Raw genomic sequence first — 14,522 nt, forward strand, 5'->3', positions numbered from 1 at the left:
GCTAGTTCTTATAGGTATATTTTAATATAAAAGCCTCTGGGTCTACCAGTTGTAACGACTTTTTATAGTAATAGATATTCATTTCTCTTTCTATCCAAGCTGTTAGTATACTTTCATCCCCAGACTGTTCTAAGGTCTCCTTGGCTTTGATAAAAAACTTGTCTTTAAAACGCTTTAAATGCCCTTCCATACCTTTTACGGCATAGACATTGGTATATTTTTCTAAATCTTGCTGCATCCAACGGTAACCCACTAATTTTTCTAAGCGGTCTTTATGGTGTAATTTAAGCTTACGGTATGCTGGCAATAACTTTAATTCTTCTATCTGCAGACCTACACTATCCTTGCCATGCAAAGGATGGCTAACCAAGTCTGATTTTGCTAATACCATGTCTTCTTCCAAGTTTAAATCGCGTTGGTTAAACTCAGCCTTTGTTTTGCGTATAGCATTGAATAAACTGCGGTTAAACAATTCTTCAAAATCCTTAAAATCATATAGTTTAGCCAAGAAATCGAGTGCCTTATCTTTATATTTACCGCTCTTGGTCTCTTTTTTAACAATAGTTAAATCTAAAATCAAAGCCTCTTTTTCTTTTTCGGGGATAAAACGAAACTGCTGGCTATTGAATACATCTGATAGTTGCGTATTTACTTCCGCTATACTTCCGCTATAGGTTACATTTCTGTATCTAAAACTAACATAATTACGTTCTTCTTTAATGCGCTCGTTTTTATTCCATTTAAGGTCTAACCTAAAATTATCAAAGGTATAGGTATACCCTAATGAAAGGGTAACATCGTTCCCGGTGCTTGTACTGCTATTTCTAGTGAGGTATAAGGCTGAAAAATTAAAATTGTGCTTTTTAAACCAAGTATAGCCACTGTTAAAACGGATATTGAAAACCGAGTTATCTTGGTTGCCACTAGTAAAAGAGGTATTGTAACTAGAGGACAAGTTGGTTCTTAACCGTTTATCAAAAAACTGTTTACCTATGGATAGCGTTGGGCCCAATATCATGTTATCGTCTATGCCACCCGTGGTATTGTAAGACACATTACCAGCTAAAGCTATTTTAAGTTGATGCGGCATAAAACCCCAGGTATGGGCTATTGCTGCATTGTAAAATGATGATTTACCACCTTCTATGGTCTCTCCCTCCTGTTGATTGTCAGATGTTTGGTACACCAAGTTTATGCTTGCGTTGTGTTGTTTGGTTTCTGATTTTTTTGTGGCAAGGTTTAATCCGAAATTGGCATTTTGAGAAATTTGACGGTAATTTAAAGTGTCTACATTATCTAATTGCCCTACCTGGTTAATGTAATCAAACTGGTCTCTTATATTGGTATACGATTGAAAATTACTGTAAGAAGCATTCATACTCACCTTTTCCGAAGCATTTAAACCAACGTTAAAGGCACTTACAATGCGTTGCAATTGCGTATTCTTGCTTTTGTCCAAATTATCTTGTTGCAAACCCACATTTGCGGCTACATTTACTTTGCCATTAAATAAGGTTTGTGTGGCATTTATGGTGATGTTTTCCAAATCATTATTAAAAAAATAGGCTCCCAAGGTTTTGTATTCAGGGTCTATGCGCTCATAGCCCAATCCAAGGGTACCTTTTCCTGCCGGATACGTTAAATTGGCATTTAATGCATTGTAATAATTTGTAGTGATGTTTTCATCTAACAGAAAGGATAACATGCCTGCCACAGGTCTAGCTGTATTTTGTCTAGTATCTTCTGTTATACCAGAGATAGCATATTCTATGTGCAACCTTGCTTTGTCAAATAATTTAAAGTCAGACTCCAAGGATACTACCGTATTCTCTTTGGGTTGTACACCTGCTTCTATTGGAATAGGGTTGTTCAAAGAGTTAATATCATCTTTTGCCCTAAAGAGTATGGCTCCAAATTGCGCAAACTCAAATTCGTAAGCCGTTTTAACGCCGTATCCTATTCGCTCATATGCTGTTTGCGCTTGGGGTTCTTCTGGATTGTATTCAGTAGGTCTTAATAAACGGCCATACATGGCGCTAATCTTAAATTTCCCTTCTGGGTTTAACTCTAATCCAGCACCTGTAAATTGATGCCCTGCCAAAGTATAGGGTGAAAATGTCATGGCTACATCGCCAAAATGACCCGTAACCCATTTATAAGACGGATGAAAACTAAAGCGATTAAATTTAAACGGATTGGGAAAGTCAAATTCCTGATTGGAATAACTAAAAGACAAAGGAATATTGTATACCCCTCCTACATTAAAGTTTAGGTTTCCATTTAAATAATAGGTAAAAGGTTGTCTATTGGCCGTACCATCATAGTAAATACCATTAGCGGATATACCCCCATTATAACGCAACCACTTTTCTTTACCTAGCTGGTCAAAATTGATGCTTTGCGCTAAAACGATTGATGAGCACATCATAAAAAATAGTATTAGTGTTTTACTCAAGTTGGTTGGTTTAAATGCTTGTATCTTCCGTTTTGTTACGAATAAATGGTTCTATTTTGTATTGATTACGTTTTAATTACCTTTCTAAGGTATTTTCCATACGGGGTCTCTATGAGTACGGCGTATATACCTGCTGGTTCCCGGCTTATATCCATGGCCATCCGGTAATGTTCCTGGCCCCCTTCCTTACCTGCCGCTATGATACGGTTATTGGACAGGTTGAATACCTTTACCGATACGTTGGCCACTTCCGTTAGCCCTACCTCTACCGTAAACTGGCCCGTGGTGGGATTGGGATAGGCCAAGAACTCGTCCACCCGCTTTTGATAACCGTCCGTACCGGCGCCGCTAACCGTCTGGTCTTTTTCCAATACCAATATGGTCTTGTATTGCGATGCCGTACACGAACCCCGGTAGGTAACCATACCTATCTCGTACTCCCCAGGTTCTTGGAACAAAAAGGCCACTTGGTCCTGGTCCTGTTCCAATAACTCCGCCCCTTCCGGTAATATCCATTCTATACGGTCCGGCAGTGGATAACTGATGTCTACCGCCATGATGCTCTCATCCGTAAAGGCTTGGGTGGATAATGCTAGTTCTGCACTTATGTCCTGTGCCACCGTGGTAACGGTAACCGTGCCACTGGCCGTACAGCCTAGTGGCGTGCTCACCGTGGCGGTATAGGTACCGGCTTGGTCCAAATCCACTATGGGCGAGCTGCTGCTAAAGCCCGTATCCGACGTCCATTGGTAGGTGGCGCCTTCTGTTGTTGTGCTAATATCGTAACTCACACCTTGGTCCCTGCACAATACCACATCCTGCCCTAGGTCTACCGTGAGTAAGGGTGGGTTTACCAACTCATAGGTCCGGGTTTCCGTTCCGCTCGCAAAACCACTTATCGTTACCGTGTAAAAACCTGCGGACAATCCCGTTAGATTCGCCGTGGTGGCCCCAGTGTTCCATTGATAGGTAAAACTGCCGTTGCCCTTGTTTACTTCTAAGCTGATGCTACCGTCTGTATTGCCAAAACAGCGAGGATGGTTTATGGTTGCTTCTATGATATCGGGCTGGGTTACTTCGTAAACTTCCCTTACCTCACAGCCATTGCTATCGGTAATGGTCACCGTATAGCTCCCTGCCATTATATTGGTTATGTTAGTACTATTCCCTACTATGGCCCCCGTTTGGTCTTCCCAACTAATGCCATAGTCCGGTCTGCCCCCTACCACCGTGATGCCGATACCGCCGTCCGTGCCTTGGTACGCGCTGACGTCCGTTACCGTGGCTTCACTAATTTCCAGTGGAGCAAACAGGTCTACCAAGGTAATATCCGTTAAGGTGGTAAAACAGGAGTTGCCGTCCACTACCTCCAGGCTATACGTTCCAGAGGGCGCATTAACTAGGTTGGGCGTAGTAGCTACCACATTAAAGCCTGCATCGTACCAAGCATATTCATAGTTGCCCGTGCCTCCGTTTACGCTTACCGTTGCCCCGCCGCTGGAGGCTCCGTTACACTCTATATCCGTGATGCCTTCCAAAGCAATGGTCAGTGCTTCTGGTTGGGCGATGGTCAGCTCCGCTGTCGCGCTTACCCCTGCACCGTCCCTATCCGTTACTTCTAAACGGTAGTTGCCCGCGCCGATATCAAATAAGTCGGCTTCCGTAGCTTCGGCTATCTCCGTGTAACTACCGCCCTCTTCTTGATACCATTGATAAGCGTATCCGGGGGTACCGCCAACAATAGTACTAATCAGGGATACTGTTTGTTCGCCATAACAGGACACTTCCCCGTCCGCTGTAAGGGTTGCCGCCAGTTCTCCCGGTTCGATAACCACATAGTCAAAGGTCTCAAAACAGCCATTGCTGTCCGTTATACGCACACTATAATTCCCTTGGGCCAAATCTATTGCCGTCCATCCATTGTCCGTGGTGGTAACCGCTCCTACCCCTGACCAAGCCAATTGATAGGTGTCCGCGCCGTTCAAGGTACCGCCGGTAATCTCCGTGATACGAATGGTACCATCATTTGCACCAAAAGATGATAACCCTACTACGGAAGCCGTAGCTGCTATTTGTTCCGGTTCGTCCACTTCAAAGTCTATCGCATAACTACATCCGTTTGTTGCCCTATCGGTAACAAATAAACTGTGTATCCCTACGCTAAGGTTGGTAAAGGTCAAAGTACCGCCTTTACTACTAGCATTGGCTGCGCCGTCCAAACTATATTGGTAGTCTCCCCAACCTCCGGTGAGGGTCAGGGTAAGCACGCCATCTGCTGCGCCAACACAGCTAACGGGGCTGACCGTATAGTTCCCTGCCAACTGAAACAACGAAGGGGAACCCCCTACCGTTACCGTTGCGGTTTGGTCCGCCTCCCCACGGTCGTTGCTCAACGTTAAGGTATATTCACCGGGGGCCAAATCTTGCAATACTAAGCTGTTTTGTCCCGTACCGTCAAAACTACCGGACTCAGGGCCCGTATAGGCCAATGTTACCATACCAAGACCCGTATAATTTACTTGGATGCTTCCATCCCCTGCACCAAAACAACGCTCGTCCAGAACTGCCGTGCCCACGATCCGTAGAATTGGGTCCTGTACTTCTATGTCCATGGCCATCTCGCACCCATTAACATCACTTACCATTACAGTGTATATGCCCGAGGAAAGTCCTGCTATTACTGGACTATTGCCGGCCGTGACAGGGTCAAAACCTGCAGGACCGGATACCCATGTTATGGTATAGGGTGCCGTGCCTCCTGTTATTGGGCCTAGGTCTATCTGCCCCACCATACCGCCTTCTTCCGTATTGTCTATCACCGTAGGCGTGTAGGCCAGTGCCGTAGGCGATACGATTTGGATAACACCCTCATCATAACGCTCCACACAGCTCGTATCCGTAGTACTACGTACCCATAGGTAATACGTACCTGCCGTTAATCCTGATTGGCCTGCTGCATCATAGCCCGTCCAAGTAACCGTTGTTAGATCGGGATTTACTTGAGTGCCTAAATAGTATTCCGCAGTGGCCCCCAGGTTGGTATCAAAGGTCAGGGTACTGGTATCACCAAAACAGTTTATCGCCGTGGTAGCTACGTTGCTTATCGCTATGTTTGCTCCAGAGTCTATGGTAAATTCCGCTGAGGAGATTAGGTTGGGATTACTAAAATCATTGCCTTGGTTTACCGCTTGTATGGTGTAGGTACCCGCTACAAGATTACCCACGTAGATTTCTTCTGAATTTATAGAGGAACCATTATTAACAATATCGGCGTTAGCGTCTAACACCCTATAATTATAAGGAGCTACCCCACCGCCTAAAGCAAAAAGTACGCTACCACTATCCGCTGGTTCACATACGGCAGAAATAATATCATCTGTTTCTAATCTAATTTCAGGTAAAGCTGTACTTGATATTGTAAAATCAACTGTTCTACGACAACCTAAATTATCCACTACTTCCAATACATGTAATCCCTCTGCCAAATTATTAATAGTTAGTGTATTGGAAGGTATACGAGCAGGAGAAGCACCATCTAGACCAATAGCATAAGGTGTCTCTCCTCCTGATAAGTTGATTATAACTGACCCATCAGCCTGATTTGGAGAACTCTCTGCGGTTGTTGTTAAATTAACTAATAATTCCTGTGGAGCAACAATATTTAGCGTTTCTTCTATATAACATTGACCAGTATTATCTGTAGCCACTTGAACTGTGTATTCCCCTGGAGGTACATCTGTAAATATATTGCGATTACTCCAAGTTGGGTTAAACCCTTGAATTCTATAATAATAAGTGCTTGAATTTACTTGAGGATAATATCCTCCGCCACTTGCGGATATTGTTACGGTCGACAAATCATTACTACATTGCAAATCAGTCACTGTTACTTGATCTATTACAATTGCTGAAGGTTGCTTTATGATAAAGGTTTCTGTCTTATTAGCACTCTTTACCTCTACTGGAGAAACATTATAATTTACTTCTTGATAAACGATGAAATAAGACTGCTCATTTGCTAAATTTGCTGGTGGATTCTCTAATATATTCGCGCCATCTAAAACATTTAAAACAGAACCTCTATATTCCGTTCCATCCTCATTGGAAACCAAAGGTCCTAATCCATTGGGATTGTCAGCACTTGGTTCACTAAATCGGTATTCTCCATAAGATTCCAAATCAGAATCATTTAATTCCAAATCAGAATCATATAATTTTTCATCCGCAAAATTTGAAGCGTCTCCTTGAATAACGTAGTAACGCATCTCATAGCCAGGAGTAACATCCTCTGCAAATAGCAACGTAACATCGCCATCGTTTGCTGAGTGACAACTAACATCTTCTTTTTCTAAACCACTATAATTTATAGAACATGGAACAAAATTTAATTGTAATTCATCAGAAAAAGTTGCGGTAGCATCAGATTTTCGATCATATTTTATACGCAAGAATAGGGTATTATTAATTTGTTGTTCAGCTAAAGAAGTATAATCCAGTTCAAATACCCCAGATCTTCTTTCATAACCCATATACGTACGCCAACTGCTAGCATCGCTTGGTGTATAAGTATATTGTACAGAATAACTTAAAACACAATTAGAAACTGTAATTCTAACGGGCTCACATGTTTTTAAATCATTACCAATTAAAGAAGAATTTAATGATTGAATCGAATCTAAATATACAGCATTGAAATATGTGGCTCTAATACTAGGTGCTTCTGACCAATATCTTGTTAAACCACAACTATTATTATATTGATATGTTTGCGAAACAAAACCATTTAAACCACTTGATCCTGAGGAGTATGATGTTACCGGATTCGACAAGCTCATCACATAATCCCGTTCATAAATAATAAAATCATTATTAGGATTAGGACCGCTGGCTCCAAAATTTAAACTTCCAAAATTTAAACTAACTGATGGAGCGTGCGAATCATCTGACTCATACACCCTAACCCTGTATTCTATTTTATATTTATAGTCCTGAGCAATTAATTTACAACTTAATCCAAATCCAAGTATTACGATTATTACAAAAAAGGTTTTCTTCATCATACTAGTAGATTATTTTAACGTTATAAAATGGTGTTAGCTCTCCGTTTAAACCTACACCTTGAATAGCATACCTATACCTTGTATTGACTTTTACATCTGTATCGTTTATTACTTTGATTTCAGGATTTAAAGTTCTATAAAGATTTAACGGTTGGTCATTGATTCCCTTATATAATCTAAATTCCGCAAAAATTTTATTGGTTTTAACCTTCCATTGTATTACTATAAATCTTAACTCGCGATTTGGGATAGCCGTTAATTTAGAAATTTGATTTTGCACTGAATTATTTACTCGCTTTACTAAGATTGGTTTTGCTGGCACACTTTCTAATCCGACACTGTCTATAGAAACTACCGTATAGGCATAAGTACCCTGTAAATTTTCTTCATCTGTAAAGTTTGTTGCAGTACTTGTCGTATAAATTCCTTTCCATTTCTTGTTGTTTATCGCTTTTCTAAAAACCATATGCTCTTTTACATCTGGACTACTACTTGGTACCCAAGACAAAGCCAATCCTTCCTTCGTATTCTTAAAATTTTGTATAATAGGTGCAGAAGGTGGTACAAAATCTGGTAGCTCTACCTTGTAAATTTTTGAAAATTTTGAAGTGTTGTATCTAAAATCCTCAGCTATGAGTTTATAGTATATATTTTTATTTAAACTACTAACCTCTATAGTGTCCACATAGAAATTGTTTTTAATTAAATCATTACCAACCATAGTGAACTCATCGTTTTTATCTGTATTTCTATATACTCGATAACCCGCCACATCAATTTCTGAGTTTTTCTCCCAATTTAACGTCACCAGACCAGTAGAATCAACAAAAGCATTAATATTTACAGGAGGTGAGGGAGGCGTACTATCAATGGGTTGCACCATTGTTGATAGTGATTCACTTTCTACTCCATTTTTACCAACTGCTACAACCTTAAAATAATTTATTGGTCTTATTCCTGAATAATTAATTTTTCTCTCGAATGGAGAAATATCTTCAATTACTTTTTCATATTTACCATCATTGCTATCACTTCTACTTAAATAAAATCCTTTTAATTGGTCATTCCCTTTAACGTCATAACTCCACGAAATCTCTACAGCGCTTTCATCTAAAATTCGTTTTTTATTAATTCTAGGATAATAATCTAATTGTTCTTTTCCAATCCCTTCTATGGTTCCAGAACTAGGCCCTATTTCTCCAAAAGGGGTATAACCTTTAATTCTATAACTATATTTTATTCCGTTAGAGATTGAATCTTGATAAAACAATGAGGTATTTCGGGAATTTACCGCTTGCTGTGCACTAAAAATAGGACTTGTATTTAATTGTTTAAACTTTCCTCCGTTCTCTGATCGCTCAATAGAATAGCTAGTATATATTCTTTTTAATACTTCAAAATCCCAACTTAAATCTACACTATTATCTTTAAATACAGCAGCAAGCCCAACAGGCTCTGGTAAAGGCTCAAAAAAAGGTACTCCGGCAATTACAGCAGACTTATCTATATTAATTGCATAATCATCAAAAGGAAATACCTTCACGGCATATAAATACTTTTCATTGGATTTGATACTAGAATCTTCAAATGCCCATCCAGCCAATTTTGCAGCATCCCAACTCTGCTCTGCTGCTAATAAGGCAAAAGTATGCCTTTGTTCCAACTCATCGTTCACTGCGTATATCATTGCCATGGTACTATTTCCTGGAGGCGTGGCATTAAAACTTTCACCGTATAATGCTTGTGCCAAAATAGCTGCATTCTGATTTTTAGTAGCCAAACTTTCCCAAGCTTCTAATGGGGCTGGCTTTAAAGGCTCAGATGTTAATAGAACATTAGGCTCATCTTTTAAAGCAATCCCATCACGTTCAATAGTTATCCTCTCTATAACAAAACCATATGCATTTGCTTTTTTCCATGCCATGGGAGTGTTAACTGCCCATCTTAACAATACTTTGTCTTTTAACGATCTTGCGACCAATTTTACGGCGGGTTTATCTTCTATCTTTAATTCTTGTGCATTAAAGCAAGAAATAAAAAAGATTGAGAGAAATAAGGAAAGTATAATTTTATTGATTGAGACAGACATCTTAATTATTTTTATAATTGATGCGGTAACCGTTACTGTATATGTTACCGGGTGTTCTATAAATCAATTCCGCTTTGTACTTGCCTAATGGCATAGGAGGAAAATTAACATTTAAGTACCTATATTGAAATCTTAACTCTGGATTATCTTGATATTTAGTTGCAATTTGATTTCTTAAATCATCTAAATCCGCTCTATATTGTGCAGGCAAACTATAAATAAAAGGAATCCTGTTTTTTACCCAATAAGAGTTTGGGTTGTATTCCATTATCATAAGATAATTATTACTTAACCTAAACGACCTAATTGGTGGTACCCCTTTGATACTTGAGTCTTCTTCTCTATTAAAATAAATTGTTCCGTTTAGAGGATATTCCTCATATATTAAAGGTTTTATCTGATTCTTAAAATAAGAATCATCCAATATCGCTTGTGCAAAGATGAGCGGTTTATTGTTGGTCAACCGATCTCCAAGTATTTCCATTTTATCCAAATATTCATAATCCTCAACGGCTAAACTCAAACTATGAACGCTACTTAAATTTAGATTAGATAGATTGGTTAATTCATCGGTGACAACTAAATCTTCAACCTTTTGCTTAAAGGTTTCATAACGGCTGGTCCTAAACTGATAATTGAAAATCGATTTTGGTGCACTCGCAGTAATTGCTAATGACGAAACTTTTTTATTACCAACCACAACCGTGGCAGAAGTATTTTTCGTCTCTTGCGAACCATCATTTGGATTATACCAGGTAGTATCTCCAGCTTCTTCAGGATTGTAATTTACCTCTTCTTCTGCAATAACAATATGTGTTGGTATATCAGCGCCTGGAGGAAAAACAATATAGTCTAGCTCATATTCCGATTCTAACACCATATCAGGAATATCAAATGTTATTAATTCTGTAGACGGGTCGTAATTCAAATTTGTTCTTATACCTTCACCATCTAACTTGAATTCAGCTCTCATTTCATATCCACTATCAAACAAATAATCTTGTGGAGTTATCATTTTAAGATAACCTGTTTTAAATTCTTCTGGATAAAATTGTTGTTGATTTTTAATTGGATACATATACTCAACATTCTCCAAAACGATATGATCTGGAGCTAAGTCTGTTTGAAAAGTAACTTCTTTTCTTTCTTTAACTGGATTCCCATTTTCCTTTAAAGTTTGAAATGATCCATTTATCAATTCTTCAAATGTAACTTCTACCGCTAAACGAATTTCCTTATTACCAGGTAAGGTCACATTAGGTTTAAATGTTACAACATCATTACTTTCATTCCACTCTAAGTCACCCTCAATTTCATTTCCATCAGAAGTAACCTTAAAACTGTTTAATTTTATTTTATACGTTTTAATACCACTTTCCAATTCTACCGTTACCTCTTGATCAATAACATAATTAAATACAGCCTGGGGAGCTGCAAAAACAGGTACATTATCTTCACCTTCTCTTGGCGAAACATCTGAAATAATTGGGACTCCAACCCCTTCTGAAAGATTTGTTAGCTCACACTCTTCTCCCATTTCTACTTTCAATCGCATTCTTCCTTTCACCAACCCACCTAGAATATTGTAATACATTCCTACATACCCTTGAATGTAGACTGGATTTGGAAATTGTCCCCTCAACATTGCCGCAATCCCAGCCTCTGCTATTTGAAATTTTCCTTTTATGAAGAATAAATTAACGTCGATACCGAATTCTCCATAAATATACGCATACACTTGACCCATAGAATACCAACCGTTGTTACCAACAGGGCCAGAACGACCCACACATTGAGCATCTGGGTAATAAGCATGCATAACATCAAAACCTGCTCCAGCTTCAATTGAGGCATAGAAAATCAAATACTCGAATTTTTTTCTATAAACAAAACTCAGACCGAAAGCAAATCCTCTACCTGCTTGTAATTGACTTTCTTGTCTGTTACCATTAATCATATCTCTACCAAGAATTTTTACTACCTGTGGGTGAGGGTCTAATTGACTTGGTAATTGTGTTCCAGTCATAAAATAACCTCGTACCTCTAATTCTGTAGTTTTCATATCAAATACCAAAGAAATAGGTTGTTGAGGAGTTCCTAAATAAAAATACCAATCAGTAGGGCTAGAATACATTTTTGCATACCCTGCCATGTTATCGGTCCCCCCTCCTCTTAGGCCCACCGTCTCTATATATAATTCAAATTCACCTTCAAAGGTCTTATTGACAAAATCCTTTTCAATACCAACATAAACACCAACCTTTCCTGATGTTGCCACTTCCCTTAAAGGAATAGCTTCTTTAGCTTTAGTAAGACTTGCTTGACCACCATCACCGTCTTTACCCATAGCCTCCATCACATCACTCTCAATATCTGTTATAAAACTATCAATCTCGTCTAAAGTTTGGTTCAACTTTCCAAAAGTATTTGTTTCAGAAACATAGGTTTCATCTGCCATAAAGGCGCCTTCTCCTATAAATCCAAGTCTATTTATTCCGCCATGCACATTAAATTCCATATCTAAATATGCTTTTGCAGCAAAAGTGCCTTCATTACCCGAACTTAAAAAAACACCTGCTCTAATTCCTAACCCTGTATCTATATCTGGTTCATATATGTTCTTCTGAACATTAAAAGCATCGCTAGCCCCATTCACCTTTCTCATTTTATTGGAAACACCACCTACAAAAGACTTAATCAAAAACTTACTTTGAGATTTGTCATTATTATTGTCTGTCCAAATATCAACACTCCAATACCTAAAATCCGTAGCTCCGAAAATCCCTTTTCCTAGTGCTTTAAAATTGGCTTCTTTAATCTCAGTATTTAATTCACCTTTAAACCCATTTCCATACACCGGATCATCTTTCATGATTTCTAATTTCCCTTCAACTACAATACCGCTCTTACTGTACCTCAAATCGATAGCAGAAATTTCTACCTTATCAAATTTCCATGAATTACCGTTTTCCTCCTGATTACCTAAAATTGCTAGCTTAGTGGTCGCAGCAGACCCAGATTCGTCAATATTAATAGATAAATCAAACTCTAGACCTACTTTATTATTTGGAGATATTAGCTTTAGATTATTGACCGTAGCCGGAAAATTCATTAAATTCATATTCCCTTCATATCCAAACTTCTTAGCCTGTATAGGTTGTGTACCTGGTTTTGTTTGTAGTTCTAATTCTTCAAATGCTATTCCTGCAAAATAAATAGCCCCATCATTCTCGTTGGGTACATCCATATTACCTTCAGAACTATCTTGACTAGATAAAGACATTCTTGATTCGACAGATTCTTCTGTGTCATCTATACTACCAATTACTGTCATGCTTCCAGTCAAATTTGCATAAGGATAAACGCTGCCATCTTCTATTTCTATTCCTACACTACTATTTGGAGCTAATGAAATTTCACCCATAAACACCGGAGCTTTATAGTTTTCTGTAAATCCAACCTGAAGACCATATCCATTCTGGCCGATATAACCATCATATTGCATAGGCTGTTTTAAAATAGGTACAGAAATATCGCCTCCGAGCGACCCTTCTTGAATATTATTTCCTAAAAGCGTTAAAGAAACGTTTTCAATGGTAAAAGCCCATTCTCCGGCTAAGCCATTACCAGCGGTCAATACGTTTTCTCCGAAAAACGTACCCGAAATACCTTGACTATCCAGAATTAAATTGGTAGCTCCAAAACGAACCCTGCCATTAGATGCGTTTTTATCTTCTATACCCTGAGGTAGCATAACACTTATTTCCTCTGCATAAAAACCTCTCCATAGTTTTAAATCGGCCCCACCGTATATGGCATCATACTCATTAGGTAGGCGCATTTGAGTAGAACCCCTTAAATCACTAAGATCAAGTACAACATTCTGTGTATAAAAACCCCATCCATCTAATCCAACCACTTCAAAGGGATCTAGGTCTACCTCTAAAAAAATATCGTTCCATCCTGAGGTTTGGATATTGAAAGTTGTACCTACATAACAGTCCATTTGAGACGAACTAGGTTCTGGTAACCCAACCTCGCCCATATTGGAACATTTTTGCGTACCATCTTGATTCAATGGTTTCAATAACTCCCTTGATACTCTTACTTCTCCTTTTAAGCCTATTTGTTTTAACCCATCGCAATTGAACTCTATGTAACTATCTTCTGAAAAGGCACCGTCTTTTTTAAGATCAATACTACCTTTTAAAGTTATTAACCATTGATCTCCATTTATAGGTATACCAACGTCTCCCAACAAAACCAGACGCATGTCACCTGCCAACCCACCATCGTGTGTTAAAATGATATTTTCCGCGCCAAATATCAACTCCTTTTTTTGATTATTGCTTCCTTTTTCAGGAATTTCCAACTTAGCAAATGCTTTTATAATAGCGTGTTGGGGTGTAAACTCAACTTCTGAAATTGCCAATGTTACGGTATTTCCGGTTGAGTCTCTTTTACGCATACCGATTGGTAATTTTAGAAGTTCTTTACCCGTTATTTTATCTACAAAACTACCCAGACCCTCAACTGTTTGAAATAAACGATATGCTTTTGCCATTAGCGTATCGGTTTTTGGATTTCTATTAAAATGCTCTTCTAGATATTCCTCATTAAATTCAGGTTCTTTAGTGGAATAGTCTAGGGAAAAATTGGTTAACTGGTCTTTTAAATGTTCATCTAATTCTGGAAAATCCCTAGTAACATTTTCCTCTATCAAAAGAGGTGGTTCGCTATTTTTATTTGATAATTTTGTTGAGTCTTTTCCTGGGTTAACAGGGTAAACTGTTGCATTAGCAAGGGCATAGAAAATAAATGCAAAGACGAACAATAATACTTGGCGTAGTTGGTTGGTCATATATTTAGTTGTTTAGCCTGAAACAGAAAATAAAAACCGAAAAATTTGAAAAAAATT

At 38.6% G+C, this 14,522-nt stretch carries 4 protein-coding genes; all 4 read right to left on the reverse strand.

Going from position 1 to position 14,522, the window contains the following annotated elements:
* Nucleotide 1 precedes the first annotated feature (1 nt).
* Complete coding sequence (locus tag ACXAGS_RS06895) at nt 2–2,428, reverse strand: porin family protein (protein WP_474905694.1); 2,427 nt, start codon at nt 2,426–2,428, stop codon at nt 2–4.
* A gap of 92 nt (nt 2,429–2,520) precedes the next feature.
* Complete coding sequence (locus ACXAGS_RS06900) at nt 2,521–7,515, reverse strand: T9SS type A sorting domain-containing protein (RefSeq protein ID WP_474905696.1); 4,995 nt, start codon at nt 7,513–7,515, stop codon at nt 2,521–2,523.
* 1 nt (nt 7,516) lies between these two features.
* Nucleotides 7,517–9,604 (reverse strand): hypothetical protein, encoded by a 2,088-nt coding sequence (locus ACXAGS_RS06905; protein ID WP_474905698.1) that lies wholly within the window; start codon nt 9,602–9,604, stop codon nt 7,517–7,519.
* Nucleotide 9,605: 1 nt separating this feature from the next.
* Nucleotides 9,606–14,465 carry a hypothetical protein gene (locus tag ACXAGS_RS06910; protein ID WP_474905699.1) on the reverse strand — a complete coding sequence of 1,620 codons (4,860 nt, stop codon included), beginning with the start codon at nt 14,463–14,465 and terminating at the stop codon, nt 9,606–9,608.
* Nucleotides 14,466–14,522: the final 57 nt, after the last annotated feature.

The sequence above is a fragment of the Croceivirga sp. ABH4_376 genome (assembly GCF_056160685.1).

Excerpts from the sequence above, each read along its gene's own strand:
- ACXAGS_RS06895 (WP_474905694.1), bottom strand. The coding sequence starts at position 2,428 with ATGATGTGCTCATCAATCGTTTTAGCGCAAAGCATCAATTTTGACCAG.
- ACXAGS_RS06910 (WP_474905699.1), bottom strand. The coding sequence starts at position 14,465 with ATGACCAACCAACTACGCCAAGTATTATTGTTCGTCTTTGCATTTATT.
- ACXAGS_RS06905 (WP_474905698.1), bottom strand. The coding sequence starts at position 9,604 with ATGTCTGTCTCAATCAATAAAATTATACTTTCCTTATTTCTCTCAATC.
- ACXAGS_RS06900 (WP_474905696.1), bottom strand. The coding sequence starts at position 7,515 with ATGATGAAGAAAACCTTTTTTGTAATAATCGTAATACTTGGATTTGGA.